Origin of the sequence: Tissierella praeacuta (assembly GCF_040396155.1) — a bacterium.
Taxonomy (GTDB): domain Bacteria; phylum Bacillota; class Clostridia; order Tissierellales; family Tissierellaceae; genus Tissierella; species Tissierella praeacuta_A.
In genome coordinates this window covers 14,962-32,568 of record NZ_JBEBOY010000017.1, presented here as the reverse complement: position 1 = coordinate 32,568, position 17,607 = coordinate 14,962, and the positions used below count along the sequence as shown (strand labels likewise).

Here is a 17,607-nt window from a genome sequence, read left to right as displayed (position 1 = left end):
ATATGTATGAAAAAAATCAAATTTGGAAAATAATTAAAATGAGCGTAAAGCATGTTTGCAGCGAGCCGCACAGGGATGACGTTATTTTTATATAATATTACAGATATAAAAATCAAAATGTGAGGTGCGAAAGTGAAATACAACATAAGTTTTGGTTCCGATGATATTGAAGAGGGAATATTGCTCTATATCAAGCAACCTCTTACATACTTTTTTGAATGTCAGTAATAAAATTCGGTTTGACTGTGAGATTATGAGCGAACAATAGGTAGGTGGTCGATCAAGGACAAGTGTGAGGTGTTTTATGGTATCTTTTTATAGTGTTATTTATCATTTATCGAAGGGGAAACCATTATGGATATTAGAAATGAAATAAAGAATATCGACTGGAGTCAATATGAAACTGCTTACGGAAATGCTAATCAAGATATTCCACAATATTTGGACCAATCAAAATACATTCCCAAAGTTTCAAGCTTGCTATTGGATTTATTTTCAGAAGATAAAGAATGTGCTATGAAAGCAACACATTATTTATGGTGTGGTTTATGCCATCAGCATGTATCTGTATCTTCTGCTGCGCTTCCTGCCTATGATTTTCTTATTTACGGTCTAAAGAATTTGGATGACAATTTGAAGATTGAAATATTAGACATACTAATAGGTTTTTCTATTTGTACAGCTGGAGCGAATCTACCTGATTCATGGCAAGGGAAATTAAGAAATAAGTTAAAGGAAGATATGGGATATTTTCAAGAATTGGCATTGAATACAAATGAAGAAATCTTATCTTTTGCTGAAAGTGTTATTGAATGTTTGGGGTAAATTAGATTTTTTGTAGAAAATGAGCATTCGCTTCTGTAGGTGAATTATAGCAAAGTTACATGAAATTTATATAAACAGATGAATAAAGGGTTGAATTATTGGAGGTATATTATTGTGTCAAGAGCTAGTGAAGAATTTATAACCGAGTTTAATCAAATATATGAATTAAAAAAACAAAGCGAAGAACTTATTTACAAAATGAATGATTTTTGTTCGAAATGGGATGGCAATCTAACTGTTTCAGAGATTCCCTATTTAATTAAACTTTTTGATGATAATTGTTCTACTTCTGAACAAAATGAGTTTATCGTAGAGGCAATTAGGAGTATTTATGAAAAATCTCCATTAGATACTGTAAGATGTATTTTAGATAATACAAGCATACTATCGACTGAAAATTCGGAGGAATGTTTCTTCTGGTTATGTATCTTTGTGATTCCTACATATAATGGATACAAAGAATTTTTGCCAGATATCATTTCTATTTTGGCGAAGTATCCTGGTGAAGTCGTAAAAGAATACATTTCATACTGTGAAGAACAAATTGAAAAAGAGAAAAATAGTATTAAAAAACGTAAAGAAAAGATAAAAGACTATGAAAAAAATATACAAGAAAAGCCAGGACAACAGAAGACTTATAAAAGATTAATCGAAAATGAGAAAGAATGGATTGTTTTTGATAGTAAGTTACTATATTTTTATCAGAATTTTTTAAAGCAATATCGCAAATTCCAGTTTGAATTATGATATTAATTTCAATCTTCAATGAAGTTATTGAAGTAAAATTTATATAGTTTAACTTGTTGTGGTAGTTAAAATTTACAAATAGGAAGACTCAAGCAAAATATGTTAACCTAGGTGCAGATATTTGGGATATTTTAGTAGGTGAATTTAATACAACTAACTAGATTGCAAGTATATCAAAGCAACTTTTAACTAGTTATTATTTTAAAATAAGGTGTCTAGATTAGTAGATTTTAATGAGAAAGGAATAGAGATATGGATGAATTGAATTAGGAATATAAGATTATTGGTGAAGATAAAACTGAAGAAGGAAGCAATTTTATATGAAAATGAGTGGTGTAAACTACAAATTGAGTTATCAAACCTTTCAGATGAAGGAAGATTAATAATTGCTGAAAATAGCGACCACGAAATTTATTTGGATCGACCTGATGTAATTATTCATAATTTAAAGACATTAATATAGAGTCTTTTATCTGATAAATACATTTTGTATTGATAATTTCAGTTATGATAGGGGAAAAGTAGAAAAAGTTGAGTTGATAAATTGATGGATGAACTATATGCTATAATATATATTAGTATAATATGATGAATTATATTTAGAAGGGCAGGTGGGAATATGAGTTGGGTCGATTTAATAAGAGAATTTGTCCCTTTCAATGAGCAAGAGATAAAAGACAAGGAAGCAACATTGAAGTACATAAATATGTTTGAGAATATTCTAAAAAGAGACAATGAACTTATTCATATAACAAGCTCTGGGTTTGTTATAAATAAAAATAAGGATAAAGTATTGATGGTACACCATAATATATTTAATGCTTGGTCTTTAACAGGAGGACATGCAGATGGTAAAGAAAATTTAATAGATGTTGCCATGTCAGAGATTACAGAAGAAACGGGAGTGAAAGATATTCATCCTATTACTAATAAGATTGTTTCATTAGATATTTTACCTGTACTTGGACACCTTAGAAAAGGAAAGTTTATAACATCACACTTACATATATCAGTCACATATTTATTTCAGGCTGATGAGAATGAACAGTTGATTGTTCAGCAAGATGAAAACAGTGCTGTCAAGTGGATACCAATCAATGAGATAGATATTTATTCAAGTGAATTTCATATGAAGAAAATTTATAACAAAATAATATCTAAAATTGAAAATTAACTTATATAAATATAAAATTATACTAAAGAATAAGTGATAATGTAAAATAATCTGTGTTTAAGTAAAAATAAATGCTTTTTTCTGGCAAGAATTAAAACCAGAAAGGAGCATTTGTTATGCCAATGGCAAGAAAAGAAGTTTTAAGAAATATGATTAATGATGGAGATTTAAAAACAGCAGGAGATCTTCATCCTTATCTAAGAAGAATTTGCATAAATTCAGTTCAATATTGCTTTATAAATGAATATCAATTAAACTAAAGGTATATGGTATAATTGCACTTTATAATTATTTAATAAATATGGTCGAAAAATATAAAACAAATAAAAAGGGAGGAAGTTACCAAGGAATAGAGATATATAAAAGCATTCAAATTATAGAGTTTTGTAAATCTTTGGTAGCGGTAAAATGAATAGAAAGTTATTTAGTAAAATGAGCACAAGGCTATTAGGATTAATAGCCTTTATTGCAACTGGAGGAGGCTTAATTATTTCAACAGCAGCTAATGAAAAAAATTTTCATAAGACAGAAATTTTAATAATTTTTGGATGCTTTTTTGCCATAAGTTTAGCAGATCATTTTAAAAAGTTGATAGAAAGAGACGATAAAATTAAGTTTAATAAGAGAAGTTTATATGTTCTAATATGTTCATTTATAGGAGTTACTTTAACATGGTTTATAAATCATAAAATGGGATACGGACCAGTTATTGCTAATGGATTAGTAGGTGTAATGGCTGCCATATTTCTTCCAAACGACTTAGCTGGCATAACTTATACATCATCATTTGTTGGAATGAGTTCATTGACAGTAATACCTTCTATGACAGTAGCTGCACTAGGAAGTTTGATAGTGGGCTTAATTCTTTTAACTACTGTGGAAATTTATGCAGGTATTGGTGGAAAAGGTGGAACGACAGCAGCATTGTCTACAATAATTACGAAAACAATAATGAGAATTTTTAGTTAGGAGGTATTAAATGGAGGAAATGATAATTTTAATAATATCAATAGCTGCAGGTCTGGCTACCTATATAGTATCTAATATTTTACAGAGAGGAGCGGTTATTGCTTCAGCAATAATAACTTTGGTATCGGGTCTTATGCTTCCATATTTTTTCCCTTTAACTGGTGATGTATTGGCAACAGCTGCAGCCTGTTCTTCTTATGCTGGAATGATTTCTCTTGAAAATGCACTAAATCTTTTAGAAATGGCTGTAATATCTTTAATGACAGGAATACTGTTTATAGCAGCTAGAAGTGCATATATAGGTATTGGTGGAAGGCTCGGTACAATAGCTGCTATATCATGTTTTGCATGGTTGGGCTTTAAGAAAGTATTTGTAGGGATAGATGAATAATCGGGGCTAAATATTTGTTACATAAAGTCTGAAGTGTAAATGGTAAAACGGAGGGAGCAATTTATGAAAATTAACAAAATAAAGTTAATAGCATATTGTGGGATGATAGCCTTGTTGGCTAGCTTGATTGTAGGATTATTAGGATTTTCATACAGTACCAAAGAAATAGATAATATTAAAAATCAATTGTTAAAAAATCATGTTGAAAATAATATAAATTTAACAATGAAATATATCAATAACTCTTATGGTACATTAACTCAAGGAGATGGAACTTTACTTGATAGTGATGGTAATAGTATAGAAGGTAGATTTGGAGTAGTAGACACTGTATTAGAAGATTTAGGTGATAAGTCTTCTATTTTTGTTAAAGTTAACGATGACTTTAAAAGAATTTCAACAAATATTATGTCTGATGAAAACGAAAGGGCAATAGGTACATTTTTAGGTAATGAACATAATGCATATCAAACAGTAATGAATGGGGAGTTATATATAGGAGATGCAGAAATATTAGGTGAAAGCTATTATACAGCTTACCAACCGATAAAAGATAAAAATAATAATATAATAGGACTATTGTTTGTAGGTACACCAACAAGAATATTGGATAATATTATAAAAGTACATGATGCAGAAATGAGCAAAATCAACATATTAATTATCGTATTAAGGACCATTTCATTAGGATCATTAATTGCACTGGCCGGTGCATCAGTGGCGGGTACTAAATTTAATAATGCTAAGACACATATATTAGAGGAACTTTCTGATATATCTGAATAACTATCTCTAATTTTAGATGATATATAATCAAGACTTAGTAAAAAAGCAGAATAAATTAAGATGAAGGAGACTATATATTTAAGACATCATTATTGTACTATCAGGGCATATGGAATCCATAATTATATTACAACGAAAAAATGTGTTAAATATATAGAAGAAAAGTTGATATAATGAGTTAGTTAGAATTAAGGGCATGAAAATAAAAGTCTTCATGTCTTTTTTTATAGAAAACTAGAGTCTTTTATATTTACAAATTCTACTATTATTTTATTATTTTGCTTAGTTTAACTAGTTCAATAGATTAAGCTATTAAATATAGTGAAGTTTATTTGTTTGTTCTTATATTTTTATTTTAGAAAATTTCAAAAAATATACAAAAGTTAGCTGACAAGGATTTTATTATAAAATATATTTTAATCATAGAAACAAAGAAGAAGTAGACAAATTTCAATAGGTCAATGGCAAAAGTTAGCACTTGCAAGAACAATAATAAAAGAAGCTGATTTATATATTTTTGACGAGCCAAATTCGCCTTTAGATTTAGTTTCTGAAAATATGGTTTTAAAGTCAATACTTTCAGAAATAGATAATAAGATTGGGATTATTATAATGCATAGATTTAATAATATGGTTTCAAAAGCAACTAAAATTGTAGTATTAAAGAATGGTTGTGTAGAAGAGACTGGAACTCATAGTGAATTATTAAAAAATAGAAATATATATTATGAGTTATATTCAATACAAAATAATTTAGAGGAATAAATTAAATTTACAAAGTATTACTTATATAACAAGTTTAGAATATCGACAATAATTTTATTTATATACATTTTTATAGTTTTGAAGTATCTATATAGATACTTCAAATATTTAAGCACTATTTTATTAGGAGGGACAAACATTATGAGTTTACAAATAAAAAACATTAAAAAATCATATGGAAACAATGTCGTTATTGATGATATGAGTGCTACCATAGAAAATGGTATCTATGGATTTTTAGGGGCTAATGGTGTTGGTAAGACAACTCTTTTTAAAATAATTAGTGGATTTTTAACTGATTATCAAGGAACGGTAATTTATCCTGACATAGACGATAAAAAAGATGTTCTGCTAGGATTTTTGCCACAAAAATTTAACGGCTATCCAGATATGAGTATCTGTGAATTTCTATCATACTTAGGTAATATAAAATCCAATGCTAGTCAAAATAGAATAAATAATGATATAGATGAAAAGCTTAATTTGTTTAATTTAACAGATCTTAAACATAAAAAACTAAAAAGATTGTCTGGAGGTCAATTGAGAAGAGTTGGGTTAGCTCAAGCTTTTTTGCTTAATCCAAAGATTATTATGCTTGATGAACCGACTACAGGTTTAGATCCAACTGAAAGAATTAATTTTAAAAATTATATTTCAAATTTTGGACACGAGCAGATTATACTAATATCAACCCATATTGTTACTGATTTAGAATTTATATCAAAGGAAATTTTTATTTTAAAAGATGGACATTTTGTAATGAATGGTACCGAAAAAGATCTAATTAATCGTTGTGATGATTTCGTATGGGAGGCAAACTTCAACAATCAACTAGACATGCATAATGAACTGAAAGTACATAATAAAACGGAAGATTACGTAGTATCAATGGTTTATGAGTCGGAGGGGACTATTAAAGCTAGAATTATTAGTTCAACACGCCCTGTGCCTAATGCAGTAAAAGTAAAACCCACTTTAAATGATGTTTACCTCATTAACTTTAAAAAGGAGGCACATTCAAATGTTAAGTGAATTAAAAAAGTTTTGGAATGAACTTCATGTAAAAATTTTAGTCCTGCTTGCTATCTTAGTTTCCATAGCACCTATAAGAAGTTTTTCCGTAATAGAATCTCCAAATAGTATTAACAGAATTAAGGGGAGAGCTGCTATTCATGTAATGAGAGAACGATATAAAAACTCTAAAGGTGAGTTAAGTATCAACAAAATAAAAGAAGTTCTAAGTTACTTGCAATCAATACCATCCCCTGAGTTAGCCTACTTAGAAAGTGATATAAAATATCCAGGCATTATTAATTTATTATCTTATGCATATTCGCCAAGTAATCCAGAGGAAAGAGCAAATCTGCATACAATGAAAAATGTAGATGATTTTTACAATAGAAATATAATAAAAATAGAAGATACTTTAAATAATTCACCGAATGATTATAAATTATGGGAAAAGGATGCTATATTGAAAAGAGCAGAGACCATAGAAAAGCCATTTGTCATAAATTTCAGTAGACAATGGGTAGAGGTTTACAAATCATTAGCTATCTTATTTATTATTATTTCCATATCTGCCATTGTTGTAGGATCAAGACTTTTTTCTTATGAGAAAGAAAAGAATATGGATATTATATTAGTTACGTTTGGAAGTAAAAAACTACAAAGCATTGGAAGAAATAAAATATTTGCTTTGCTAACCTTTTTGACGATAGAGTTTTTAGTTAGTGTGTTAATAGTCTCTATAATAGTATTTTCAGCTACTGGTATAGATGGTTGGTCAAGTCAAATTCAAATTGAATTTTTTACTTCCATATATAATTTAACTTTTGGTGGTGTGTACTTGTTGTTCCTATTCATGGGTTGGATTAGTATTATAGCAATAGGAACTTTAGTTGCAACTATAAACGCCTTTATGCAAAAATCTTATGCATCATTAGTGATTGGGTTTCTAATGGTATTTTTGCCCTTGGTAATTATAAGGTTTGATTCTATCCCTATATCTGTAAGAAAATTTTTGAAGGTGCAGCCAATTAATGGTTTTATGACGATAAGAAATATAACATCACTTCAGATGTTTAAGTTTTTTTCATTAAAAGTCTTACAACGACAGCCATTATTTTATGTTCTCTTATAATTTTAATAATTTGTGTTTTAATAGTACCTAGATTATTTAGCTCGAGGATAAAAAACGCTTAGAAACTAATCTTTATATTGAAAGGATGAGTTACAATGGCTTATGAAATGAAGAAATTTTATAAAAATCCGGCTGTCATGATTTTGCTAGTGTTGGCAATATTATTATCAATAGTCATGCCAATTTTCTTTATTACTAGCTATGAAAGTTACGATTACTCTACTGGGAAGGAAGTTATAATAAAAGGTTTGGATGGTTTTGAAGCTAGAAAATAAAAAATAAAAAAGACATCTGGAATATTAAGCATAGAGAAACTGAACGATGCCCTTACATTTTATAAATCACTTCCGAAGGGGGAAACCGCATCTTTTGGAATTGAAGAAGAGTATCCAGGAATATTTCTTCTTTTAAAAGAAGCATATTTGCCAATTACAGGATCATGTGAATTACCATCCATAGGGTCTTGTGGATTTCAAGTTAGCAATCTACCAAATACGGATGACTTTTATGATAGAAATATGAAAAAGATAGAAGGAAGGATAAATATCTATGGAACTAATTTTTTATCGAGCTCTGAAAAACAAGAAGCATTAAAAAGAGCTTCTCATATAGAAAAACCTTTTACGTTTGAATTTATCGATCAGTGGCCAATTTTAATTAAATCCTTATTTTTCGTATATTTTGCAATAGTTTTTTCTGCTATTATAATATCTAATCAGCTTTTTTCATTTGAAAAGGAACAAGACATGGATATAATATTGAATGCTGCTGGAAGAAAAAAACTTATATTCATAGGGTTCAATAAGGTACTTGCATTGCTCACCTATTTAACATTGAAATTTTTAATATGTAGTATAATCGTATCATTTATTGTATTCGGAGTTTTAGGGGTCTCTGGTTGGAATGCACAAATACAAATCTTACCTGAATTTTTTATGGTAATATATAATCCGTCATTTGGACAGTTATACATTTATTACATGGTAATTGCATGGATATGCATATTGTGTATAACTCTTATTGGGGCTTTAATAAACTCTATATTTCAGAAGACATATACATCATTGCTAGTATCCTCTCTATTGATAGTTCCACCAATGTTTCTAAGAAATAGTGAATACTTACCAATAGTTGTAAAGAAACTTTTGCATATACAGCCTATTAACGGAGTTAACTTATTTTCGTTTATAGTTTCGTTATACAGTTACAATCTATTTAATAATAGAATTCTCACATCAACTGCAGTTCTAATATTTGCCATAGTTTGTTCAATTATATGTATATTTCTATCATCTTTGATATCTGCACATAGGATGAATGAGTGTTAGATTTCTAGTGGTTCAGTGCTCAATTATTATACTAACATTAACTGATAAAATTAATGACTACCGTTCCAAAGGATTATCAGTTGTTAAGATGACTGAAAATAGAAATATTGCTGTCCATAAACTTAGATTATATAAATAAATTTAACAGAGAAAATAAACAACAATCTAACTAGGGATATAAAGGTATAAAATGTAATATGCCATAAAGTAGAGAAAAAGAAGAGAATTCTTGATTTTTCAATATTTGATATATATTCCTTGTTGAATGAAAAAGGAATTATAAAGGGAATTAAAGAAATAAATGATTTCTTAGATACACTTGAATATCAATAAATTCTTTAATTAATGATTTAATATGGATTATATTGTCTATAACATCAAGAAATTTGAGCTTACTGATATGCAAGTACTTGTTTTTATATTTAAATATTATTATGAATTAAGGATACAAATTAAGTATTTTCCAATATGTTGAAAATTAGTTTGAATTGCATGTAAGAAAGATATATAATTTAATTTGAATGATAAGACACGATTGTAAGAAAATACGTTATATAAAAATAATAAATTTTTAAATCAATGGGGGAGTATTATGCCTAAACAAGCAAATATAATCTTGAGAGAATTAGAAATTAAAGATTTAGAGGATTACTTATATTGGAATCATCCTTCATGTGAATTCCATAAATTTAATGGTCCATACTATGGGAAAAGAAGTGAAGAAGAGCTTATAAAGTATGTTGAAGAACTTAAAGAACTATTATTAAAAGGAGAAAGAAATGTCCTAAAAAATAAAAAAATAATAGCTAATAAAGATACTGATGAGATAATAGGCCAAGTTAATTGGTATTGGAAATCTCAAGAAACTCTCTGGATGGAAGTTGGAATTGTAATTTTCAATGAAAATTATTGGGGAAATGGTATAGGCTATACAGCTTTAAAGATGTGGATAGATGAAATCTTTGCTGAAAACCCAAAACTTATAAGGCTTGGATTGTCAACTTGGTCTGGAAATATGAGAATGATGCGATTGGCAGAGAAATTGGGCTTGAAAAAGGAAGCTGTTTACCGAAAAGCAAGAATTGTTGATAATAAATATTATGATTCTGTGAGCTATGGTATCTTAAAGGAAGAATGGCAAATGTTATTTAAGTAGTATAATGTACTGTTCTTATTTAACGTCATAGTTATTAAATGGTAGAAGTGGCTTACTCTTAACGGTAAGCCTAATTTTATTAATAGTATTATTTTCTAAGATAAACTTTACTACATTTTTAAGGGTTAGTTTGTTTACCATCAGCACTCAAGGCATATGGAGTCTGTTTGTTTGCTGACAAGAAATGGCTAGTAAAATCATGGGCTTGATGGGGTTATTAGTTTAATAGTTACGCGTGGTTATAGTATTAGTAAATTGAAATTACCATTTTTATTGTCAGTAATAGAATGGGATTTTGCTGGTATAGTTGAATAAATTAACAAAATAGAATAAAAGTGATTTTTTATAGCTGACTTAGACCATTGGTTCTGAGTCAGCTATAAATATAATTTGTAAATTATTTTATTTTTAATTTTTTGAGTAAAAATGTAACCTAAATCTTTATAATTCATTTATATATTGAAAGGGGTATCGAAGTGATAAATGATCAGATGGAAAAATTATATATTAAATATCACAGAGAATTATATCTCTATGCATTTTCATTGTGTAAAAATCATCATTTAGCACAGGATATAATGAGTGATACCTTTTTTAAGGCATATTTGTCTCTTGATGATGTGAGTTACTTTAAATATTGGCTATTTAGAGTTTGTAAAAATCTATATTTAGATTTTCTTAAGAGAGATAGGGAGTATAGCAGTGGAAATAATCTTGAAGATATTTTATCTAATAATGAAACACCATTAGATAAAATGATCGCATCAGAAAAAAATAAGTATTTATATAATTTAGTATTAAATCTAAATGAGGCATACAAAGAAATTCTTATTCTTTATTATTTCTGTGGTTTTTCGATTAAAGAGATTAGTAATTCAAGAAATATTACAGAGGGTGCTGCTAAGACAATGTTATTTAGAGCTAGAAAAAGGCTTAAGAAAGAATTGGAGGGAGAAAATGGATTATCCATCACTGAACTTCAAATGGGTAGGAATCCGAACGGTGGATTCAGGAAATCAGTGGAGTGAGACTCAGCTGATGCATTTAATTGGATTCAACCCGAACTTTAATGATGAACTATCTTCTAATCGACGTCCTGATCCAGAAAAATATCCTATTTTTTATCTTTTAGATTTTAGGGAGGATTCTGTACTGTCAGAAAAAGATTATCCGAAAGCTATTTCTGAAGCCTATGGGATTCATTTCAGATCACGCCTGGATTATCTGAGAAATCGAGAAGAATTTGTAGACATCTTTGATTATAATTATTTCAAAACAGATTTCTATGAAGATGCTCTTGCATATATTGATGAGCACGGAGTCAAGACCTACGGAGTTCTTGTTTTTGGAACAGCCGAAGAATTCCTTGAGAATATAGATGATATCCCTTATGATACGCTTCGTATCAATGAAGTTTTACCTATAAAACCAAATATCTACTATAAATAAGTAACAACTACTGAACTTCAAAATATATTAGATTTTACGAATGATATTAACTTTATAGTATATTATTGAATTAGTGTATTGATACTTGGTAATCATTGATAAAAGTCTATGAATTATAATAGGTGATAGTTTGTGAGATAATAAAATCTTAGTATAAAATTACTTATAGGATATATAGAATTATGTGATTTATCTCTTGTAAGTTTAAAAAATAAAATTCAATGAAAATATAAAGGCATTAAGATGAAACATCTTAGTGCCTTCGTTTTCATATAAACAAAAAAGAATTAAATAAATTTGCGGTCAAGCATACGAGTTATGAGATATTTAAAAGTTTATAAAGTCCTACCTCTTTAAATCATCAATTATTGTATGTTCTGTCAGTTCAGATATTTTTAAAATCTTTTGATTCACCATGATTCGGAAACAGTTTGGTAGATGATCCTGATGTGCTCTATGTATTGCTACACATTCTATGCATTTGCCATGAAACTTGCAAGCCTTTTTACATGAACAATGGTCTTGTGTTTTCATAGCATCACGTAAATCTTGGATAAATTCGTCTTGAATTTTCAAGCCTTCTGCTCTATTGCCTCGGTGAAATGCCTCCATTGCTTCTTTCTCTTTTGGATGCCCGTCAATTATCATTCAATTACCTCCTAAGTTTTAAAATAGGGAATAGATATTTCTTTTTTATAAATTAGTTTATCACCATTCGCAAAGTATTGACTATTACCTTTGCTAATAGATATAATAATATCATCTTATTATTTTGCTTAATACACATATATAAGCAGATAAATATAATAATATTATCAAATATAGGGGGATACAATGACAGATATATACACAGATGAAATTATACATTCTATAAATCCACTAGGAGATACAGCTTTTCCATTTTTAACTTTGGAAATAGAAAGCAGAGAATGCTTTCCTCTAAACTTAGGATTTAAAGCTATGCATTGGCATGAAGAAGTACAGTTTGTCCTTGTGTTAAAAGGCATAGTCCATATTCAAACAGTTAATTATTCATGTGATTTAAAAGCAGGAGAAGCTATATTTATAAATAAAGGGTATTGCACCAAATTACTGAGAAATTAGATTGCCATTATAGAAGTTTTATATTCCCACAACATTTCCTCACTTTTTACCCAGGTAGTTTTATGGCAGAAAACAATGTGCTACCCTTTACTAACAGTTCTTCACTGCCATTGATTGTTTTTAAATCAACAGAAACATGGCAAACACTGATTTTGACTATGTTAAGTGAATTAAGCCAATTGGTAAATAGCAAATATAATATAAAATTTTATGAATATCAGATATCCATAAGGCTTGTTAATATCTGGTTTACTATTATATCAAATGTAGAAATCCCATCTTCAGAATTATCTAAAGTCAATAGCAGAAAACAGGAGCGAATGCAGACTTTTCTATCTTTTATCAATACGAGCTTTGAAAAGAATATTTCCTTGGAGGACATTTCTAAGAGTGCACATGTAAGCAAAGCAGAATGTATTCGTTGTTTCAAAAGTATTTTGCAAACTACTCCTTATAAGTATTTGCTAGGTTATAGACTCAATAAAAGCATTGAGTTGTTAAAAACCACAGATTATTCTATAACAGAAATAGCCTACATGATCGGATTCAATCATACAAGCCATTATATTAAATATTTTAAGCAGAAGATGATGATGACACCACTAGAGTTCAGACGGTACTTATCATCATCTTCTTCAAAATAGGAAACTAACTTTAACCCTCAAATTTTGAACAGAAATTAGTATTATATAAATAATCAAAATGCGGAATTTAGGACACTATAAAGTATTTACATCATGCCAATCTAAAGAACTCATTCAGGAATTTGGAGATCTTAAATCCATATTTATATTTAGATATTTTTATATATTGGTACGAGTAAAGAAGTACCTATAGAAATTCAAATAAAATTCTTTAGGAGGAATAGATATGAGAAAGTATATATCGTTAGTTATAGTCATAACTTGTGCGACTTTGCTTTTGATACGTTGTGATCAAGATACTGCTGTTCTAGGAAGTGGTGAACATTCTAAACCTATTGTGGTCACCGATGAAGTCGCATGGGACAGGATTCCTATGGTAAAGGTTAATGGTGAATTATATGTCTTTAAGTTAATAATCCTAAGGTTCTACTCCAGAACTTTAGGATTATTTTTTATATCTATCTAAAATAGATTTATCACAAGCAATGTATATTTCTATATTCACTAGGTAATATATTTGTACTTTCCTTAAAGACTTCTGTAAATCTACTTTGGCTAGGATATCCTAGTTGTTTTGATATATCTTTGATACTCAGAGTATTATCTTTTAATAATGTTTTAGATTTTTCTATTTTATTTAATTTAATAAATTCAGAAATAGTTAGATTATTTACTTTTTTAAACTGAGTTTGTAGTTTAGTTTTTCCCATAAAGAATTTCTCACAGAGTTCCTTTTGAGATATATTTCTATCTAAATTATTTAATATATATTTATTTATGTCTTTAATTTCTTGATATTCTTTATTAGATACATATATATTTTCTTCTTCTACTTTAGCTAAAAGAAGTGCTACGGCTTCAGTAACTTTACTTTCGTAGAAAAGTTCTGCAGAAAGTCCTATTCCTTTAAAGCTTATTATCTCTTGAAGAAGTATCATCATTTCATAGAAACCTGTGTCACCTTTAAAAGTTAAAAGGGCATTTTTTAAATAATTCTTTTCCAAACCAAATCTATTAGTAAGTTCTTCATAATATTTGGGATAGATTTCTATAGAAATAGAATATACAGGCGTATTGTTTTTTATAAGTGCATGTATTCTATTTTCTCCATATAAAAATCCATTTATAGAATTGTTTCTTATATTTAACTTAGAATCTAAAAAATCGCCTGTAATATCTATATTATATGAGATACTCAAATACTTAGGATCTTCATCTACATACATATCTGTTGAAAAATAAAAATCATTAAAGAAATAAAAATCATGAATACTTATGGCAAAAAGGCCTTTATAATCATATAGCCAATATCCACCATTACCTATTTTTTTATTTAAATTAAAATATTCCCCATTTCTATAAAATGGATTTTCTTTTTTTATAAATCCAAAATATTTTAATTGTTCTTTTCTGATTTCACTACAATCCATAATATCACCTATACATTTTGACCTTTTAATTATCTATTTAAGTCGTACTAACTCTTAAACTATTGTTTTAGAAATTAAAAAACTATATCATTGATAATGATTATCAACAATATAACATAATATAAATGCTTTTACAAGGAGGAGATAATATGAAAGAGATTAACAGAAGACTTAAGATATTATAAAACAGGAACGCCTAGTATTTAGCAGATAAGAGTAATTAAAAGGAGAGAGAAATGACTATGAAAGATGAAATATTAAATCAGGATATAAAAAAACTTATGTTTAAATTATCTATTCCTGCAATTATAGGAATGGTAATAATAGGTCTCTATCCCTTTATGGATAGAGTTTTTGGAGGACAAATATTAGGAGAAAAGGCCATGAGTGCCATAAGTATAGCAACACCCTTTACCATGCTTAACAACGGAATAGCCACGCTAGTAGGAGTAGGTTCAGTTTCCATACTCTCTCGTGCCTTGGGAAGAGATGATAAAAAAACTGTAGACAAGATTATGGGAAATCTAATGGCATGGATAATTCTTTTTTCAACAATAATAACTATTTTCGGAATCACTTTTTCAAGAAAACTAATAGGAATGTCCGGTGCAACTGGAGAAATATTAGATTTAGGAGTTAGATATCTAAGAATTGCATATATAGGATCATTATTTGTAAACTTCACTCAAAGTGCTAATATGTTAATCCGCGGAGAAGGTCTTATGAAAGACGCTATGAAGATTATGGGACTTGGAGCTTTTATAAATATAGTACTAGATCCAATCTTAATGAAGAACATGGGAAACTATGGAATAGAAGGGGCTGCAATAGCTACTGTAGTAGCACAAATAATTCAGGCAATAGTAACATGGAACTACTTTAAAAACAAAAGCAAAAATATAAAGATAACAAAAATAAAATTTGAAAAAACCATCTACTTAGAGATGTTTCAGGTAGGAATATCTGCAATGATAATACAAGTACTTATGATGATTCAGCAGACTCTTCTATACAGACAGTCTTTTAAATATGGAGGAGAGATCCATGGGATTTTAATGTCAGCAAGTCTAAGTCTTTATGCATTTTGCTTTATACCTATATGGGGAATGAGTCAAGGACTTCAACCTATTGTAGGAACAAACTATGGCGCCCAAAAATATCATAGAGTAATAGAAGCAGTAAAAATATTTATGAAATGGGGCACTATCCTTGCTGGAATTTTTTATCTACCAATTATGTTAAAACCAGATTTTATTTTAAGTCTTTTTAATATAAATAGTGAAATAATAGCTTTAGGCATAGGATATTTTAGAAGTTTCTATACCGTATTCATTCTTTATGGAATAATGATAATGAACATAACATTTTTTCAATCCATAGGTAAAGGCAGCATTGCCAGTAGAATAGTTTTACTAAGACAACTAATATTATTTGTTCCTAGCTTACTATTGTTTTCAAAAACATTTGGAATCAATGGAGTTTGGTTCGCTCAACCAATTGTAGACTTCATCATGATTATAGTAGGACTAGCATTACAGAAAAAAGAATATAAAAGATTAAAAGCTATAAAGATAGAATTATAAAAAACTTAGAATATAAGATTAATCGAGTAGGAGGTAGTTGATTATCTCCTACTTGCTTACTATTAATTCACAAAAATATCTAAAAGGGAAAAGAAAAGTCCAAACAGGAAAGATAATCATTATCAATTAGTGTATATTTATTCTTATGAAAATCAATTAAGAAAGTAGGTGATGTATTATAAAATTGGATGTAAAAAAGATTATAAAGAGATTAAGTGAACTTTTTTTCACTTTATTATTTGTAACTTTACTTTCATTTATACTTATGAGAGTTTCAAAAGTTGATCCTGCAACGGCTTATGCTAAAAGGGCAATAGGAAATCCAACAGAACTTCAAATAGAAAATATTAGAATCAGTATGGGTTTTGATAAACCATTACTTGTACAATATTTTTCTTGGCTAAAAGGATTATTTCAAATGGATTTAGGAAAATCCTTAGTAAGTGGATATAGTGTTTGGGATGAAATATGGAAAGCCTTTCCTAAAACATTATTAATTGTAGGAATATCATCAATTATACAATTTGTATTAATCATAGTTATTGGGTCACTTATGTTTATTATAAAAAATAAACTCATAAGAAGATTATTTAAAGTATTATGTATAGTTGGAATATCAGTACCATCATTTTATATATCTACTTTATTTTTAGATATTTTTGGTGTTAAATATAATTTAATTTCTGTTACTAATAATATTGGGTTTAAAGGTTCAATTCCTCCAGCTATATGTTTAGCAGTTTTTATAATATGTTTTTATGTACCGTTATTTTATAACGGGCTAATTAAAGAGAGTAATGAAGATTATTCTACGTACTTAAGATGTCAAGGTTTGTCTGAATTTAAAATGCTTATAAATCATTTAATCCCAAATGGAATACTAGGAATTATTCCGAGTTTTCTACAGAGTATAGGTCTATCCATAGCAGGGGCTACTGTAATAGAGAGAGTGTTTTCAGTACCAGGTTTTGGATATTTAATTGTAAATAGTGTTATAGAAAGAGATGCTCCTATGATACATTCAACAGTATTTTTCTTGGCTTTTTTCATAGCTTTAATGAATATTATGGCGGATATTATAAATGAAAGAATAGAAGGAGAAAGGAGTTAGCT

At 28.5% G+C, this 17,607-nt stretch carries 23 protein-coding genes and 1 pseudogene; 22 read left to right on the top strand and 2 right to left on the bottom strand.

Going from position 1 to position 17,607, the window contains the following annotated elements; genetic code table 11:
* The first annotated feature begins 354 nt into the window (after positions 1-354).
* From ABWP20_RS09930 to ABWP20_RS09850, 17 genes and pseudogenes are all read left to right on the top strand, one after another.
* Positions 355-825: a hypothetical protein gene (locus ABWP20_RS09930; protein ID WP_353095646.1), complete on the top strand. Its 471-nt coding sequence runs from the start codon at positions 355-357 to the stop codon at positions 823-825.
* A gap of 114 nt (positions 826-939) precedes the next feature.
* The gene (locus ABWP20_RS09925) at positions 940-1,572 is read left to right on the top strand and encodes a hypothetical protein (RefSeq protein ID WP_353095645.1); all 633 of its coding nucleotides are present in this window, start codon (positions 940-942) and stop codon (positions 1,570-1,572) included.
* Positions 1,573-1,855: 283 nt separating this feature from the next.
* Positions 1,856-2,035: a hypothetical protein gene (locus ABWP20_RS09920; RefSeq protein ID WP_353095644.1), complete on the top strand. Its 180-nt coding sequence runs from the start codon at positions 1,856-1,858 to the stop codon at positions 2,033-2,035.
* A 156-nt stretch (positions 2,036-2,191) separates the two neighbouring features.
* Positions 2,192-2,746 carry an NUDIX hydrolase gene (locus tag ABWP20_RS09915; RefSeq protein ID WP_353095643.1) on the top strand — a complete coding sequence of 185 codons (555 nt, stop codon included), beginning with the start codon at positions 2,192-2,194 and terminating at the stop codon, positions 2,744-2,746.
* A 116-nt stretch (positions 2,747-2,862) separates the two neighbouring features.
* Complete coding sequence (locus ABWP20_RS09910; RefSeq protein ID WP_353095642.1) at positions 2,863-3,006, top strand: hypothetical protein; 144 nt, start codon at positions 2,863-2,865, stop codon at positions 3,004-3,006.
* 148 nt (positions 3,007-3,154) lie between these two features.
* Complete coding sequence (locus tag ABWP20_RS09905; protein ID WP_353095641.1) at positions 3,155-3,715, top strand: hypothetical protein; 561 nt, start codon at positions 3,155-3,157, stop codon at positions 3,713-3,715.
* 10 nt (positions 3,716-3,725) lie between these two features.
* Positions 3,726-4,106 carry a hypothetical protein gene (locus ABWP20_RS09900; RefSeq protein ID WP_353095640.1) on the top strand — a complete coding sequence of 127 codons (381 nt, stop codon included), beginning with the start codon at positions 3,726-3,728 and terminating at the stop codon, positions 4,104-4,106.
* A gap of 63 nt (positions 4,107-4,169) precedes the next feature.
* Positions 4,170-4,892: a Cache 3/Cache 2 fusion domain-containing protein gene (locus ABWP20_RS09895; RefSeq protein ID WP_353095639.1), complete on the top strand. Its 723-nt coding sequence runs from the start codon at positions 4,170-4,172 to the stop codon at positions 4,890-4,892.
* A 447-nt stretch (positions 4,893-5,339) separates the two neighbouring features.
* Positions 5,340-5,411 (top strand): annotated as a pseudogene (locus ABWP20_RS09890) (hypothetical protein); the annotation flags it as partial.
* A gap of 93 nt (positions 5,412-5,504) precedes the next feature.
* Positions 5,505-5,657: a hypothetical protein gene (locus ABWP20_RS09885; RefSeq protein ID WP_353095638.1), complete on the top strand. Its 153-nt coding sequence runs from the start codon at positions 5,505-5,507 to the stop codon at positions 5,655-5,657.
* 141 nt (positions 5,658-5,798) lie between these two features.
* Positions 5,799-6,689: an ATP-binding cassette domain-containing protein gene (locus tag ABWP20_RS09880; protein ID WP_353095637.1), complete on the top strand. Its 891-nt coding sequence runs from the start codon at positions 5,799-5,801 to the stop codon at positions 6,687-6,689.
* Positions 6,679-7,800, top strand: a complete 1,122-nt coding sequence (locus ABWP20_RS09875) for a hypothetical protein (protein ID WP_353095636.1) — start codon at positions 6,679-6,681, stop codon at positions 7,798-7,800. The genes ABWP20_RS09880 and ABWP20_RS09875 overlap by 11 nt, the downstream gene beginning before the upstream one ends.
* Positions 7,801-7,895: 95 nt before the next feature.
* Positions 7,896-8,075, top strand: a complete 180-nt coding sequence (locus tag ABWP20_RS09870; RefSeq protein WP_353095635.1) for a hypothetical protein — start codon at positions 7,896-7,898, stop codon at positions 8,073-8,075.
* A gap of 147 nt (positions 8,076-8,222) precedes the next feature.
* Positions 8,223-9,128, top strand: a complete 906-nt coding sequence (locus ABWP20_RS09865; RefSeq protein ID WP_353095634.1) for a hypothetical protein — start codon at positions 8,223-8,225, stop codon at positions 9,126-9,128.
* A 592-nt stretch (positions 9,129-9,720) separates the two neighbouring features.
* Positions 9,721-10,284: a GNAT family N-acetyltransferase gene (locus ABWP20_RS09860; protein WP_353095633.1), complete on the top strand. Its 564-nt coding sequence runs from the start codon at positions 9,721-9,723 to the stop codon at positions 10,282-10,284.
* Between the two features lie 476 nt (positions 10,285-10,760).
* Entirely contained in the window at positions 10,761-11,312 is a 552-nt protein-coding gene (locus tag ABWP20_RS09855) for an RNA polymerase sigma factor (RefSeq protein WP_353095632.1), read from the top strand.
* On the top strand, positions 11,242-11,733 hold the full coding sequence (locus tag ABWP20_RS09850) for an anti sigma factor C-terminal domain-containing protein (protein WP_353095631.1): 492 nt from the start codon (positions 11,242-11,244) through the stop codon (positions 11,731-11,733). Before ABWP20_RS09855 ends, ABWP20_RS09850 begins: the two co-directional genes overlap by 71 nt.
* A gap of 345 nt (positions 11,734-12,078) precedes the next feature.
* On the opposite strand, the gene ABWP20_RS09845 is transcribed toward ABWP20_RS09850, so the two are convergent.
* Complete coding sequence (locus ABWP20_RS09845; RefSeq protein WP_353095630.1) at positions 12,079-12,381, bottom strand: LPS biosynthesis protein; 303 nt, start codon at positions 12,379-12,381, stop codon at positions 12,079-12,081.
* 186 nt (positions 12,382-12,567) lie between these two features.
* On the opposite strand from ABWP20_RS09845, the gene ABWP20_RS09840 reads away from it, so the two are divergent.
* The 3 genes from ABWP20_RS09840 (at position 12,568) to ABWP20_RS09830 (ending at position 13,947) form a co-directional block, all read left to right on the top strand.
* The gene (locus ABWP20_RS09840) at positions 12,568-12,837 is read left to right on the top strand and encodes a hypothetical protein (protein ID WP_353095629.1); all 270 of its coding nucleotides are present in this window, start codon (positions 12,568-12,570) and stop codon (positions 12,835-12,837) included.
* 62 nt (positions 12,838-12,899) lie between these two features.
* Positions 12,900-13,481, top strand: coding sequence for a helix-turn-helix transcriptional regulator (locus ABWP20_RS09835; protein WP_353095628.1), 582 nt, complete (start codon positions 12,900-12,902; stop codon positions 13,479-13,481).
* A gap of 226 nt (positions 13,482-13,707) precedes the next feature.
* Positions 13,708-13,947: a hypothetical protein gene (locus tag ABWP20_RS09830; RefSeq protein WP_353095627.1), complete on the top strand. Its 240-nt coding sequence runs from the start codon at positions 13,708-13,710 to the stop codon at positions 13,945-13,947.
* A 10-nt stretch (positions 13,948-13,957) separates the two neighbouring features.
* On the opposite strand, the gene ABWP20_RS09825 is transcribed toward ABWP20_RS09830, so the two are convergent.
* On the bottom strand, positions 13,958-14,911 hold the full coding sequence (locus ABWP20_RS09825; RefSeq protein ID WP_353095626.1) for a helix-turn-helix transcriptional regulator: 954 nt from the start codon (positions 14,909-14,911) through the stop codon (positions 13,958-13,960).
* Positions 14,912-15,147: 236 nt separating this feature from the next.
* On the opposite strand from ABWP20_RS09825, the gene ABWP20_RS09820 reads away from it, so the two are divergent.
* Positions 15,148-16,494, top strand: a complete 1,347-nt coding sequence (locus tag ABWP20_RS09820; protein ID WP_503012530.1) for an MATE family efflux transporter — start codon at positions 15,148-15,150, stop codon at positions 16,492-16,494.
* A gap of 184 nt (positions 16,495-16,678) precedes the next feature.
* Positions 16,679-17,605, top strand: coding sequence for an ABC transporter permease (locus ABWP20_RS09815; protein ID WP_353095625.1), 927 nt, complete (start codon positions 16,679-16,681; stop codon positions 17,603-17,605).
* Positions 17,606-17,607: the final 2 nt, after the last annotated feature.

Bases quoted from the DNA above. Each gene is read 5' to 3' on its own strand.
- ABWP20_RS09860 (WP_353095633.1), top strand. From the start codon at position 9,721: ATGCCTAAACAAGCAAATATAATCTTGAGAGAATTAGAAATTAAAGAT.
- ABWP20_RS09930 (WP_353095646.1), top strand. From the start codon at position 355: ATGGATATTAGAAATGAAATAAAGAATATCGACTGGAGTCAATATGAA.
- ABWP20_RS09850 (WP_353095631.1), top strand. From the start codon at position 11,242: ATGGATTATCCATCACTGAACTTCAAATGGGTAGGAATCCGAACGGTG.
- ABWP20_RS09835 (WP_353095628.1), top strand. From the start codon at position 12,900: ATGGCAGAAAACAATGTGCTACCCTTTACTAACAGTTCTTCACTGCCA.
- ABWP20_RS09870 (WP_353095635.1), top strand. From the start codon at position 7,896: ATGGCTTATGAAATGAAGAAATTTTATAAAAATCCGGCTGTCATGATT.
- ABWP20_RS09910 (WP_353095642.1), top strand. From the start codon at position 2,863: ATGCCAATGGCAAGAAAAGAAGTTTTAAGAAATATGATTAATGATGGA.
- ABWP20_RS09895 (WP_353095639.1), top strand. From the start codon at position 4,170: ATGAAAATTAACAAAATAAAGTTAATAGCATATTGTGGGATGATAGCC.
- ABWP20_RS09915 (WP_353095643.1), top strand. From the start codon at position 2,192: ATGAGTTGGGTCGATTTAATAAGAGAATTTGTCCCTTTCAATGAGCAA.
- ABWP20_RS09905 (WP_353095641.1), top strand. From the start codon at position 3,155: ATGAATAGAAAGTTATTTAGTAAAATGAGCACAAGGCTATTAGGATTA.
- ABWP20_RS09900 (WP_353095640.1), top strand. From the start codon at position 3,726: ATGGAGGAAATGATAATTTTAATAATATCAATAGCTGCAGGTCTGGCT.
- ABWP20_RS09875 (WP_353095636.1), top strand. From the start codon at position 6,679: ATGTTAAGTGAATTAAAAAAGTTTTGGAATGAACTTCATGTAAAAATT.
- ABWP20_RS09885 (WP_353095638.1), top strand. From the start codon at position 5,505: ATGCATAGATTTAATAATATGGTTTCAAAAGCAACTAAAATTGTAGTA.
- ABWP20_RS09820 (WP_503012530.1), top strand. From the start codon at position 15,148: ATGACTATGAAAGATGAAATATTAAATCAGGATATAAAAAAACTTATG.
- ABWP20_RS09825 (WP_353095626.1), bottom strand. From the start codon at position 14,911: ATGGATTGTAGTGAAATCAGAAAAGAACAATTAAAATATTTTGGATTT.
- ABWP20_RS09880 (WP_353095637.1), top strand. From the start codon at position 5,799: ATGAGTTTACAAATAAAAAACATTAAAAAATCATATGGAAACAATGTC.
- ABWP20_RS09830 (WP_353095627.1), top strand. From the start codon at position 13,708: ATGAGAAAGTATATATCGTTAGTTATAGTCATAACTTGTGCGACTTTG.
- ABWP20_RS09840 (WP_353095629.1), top strand. From the start codon at position 12,568: ATGACAGATATATACACAGATGAAATTATACATTCTATAAATCCACTA.
- ABWP20_RS09845 (WP_353095630.1), bottom strand. From the start codon at position 12,381: ATGATAATTGACGGGCATCCAAAAGAGAAAGAAGCAATGGAGGCATTT.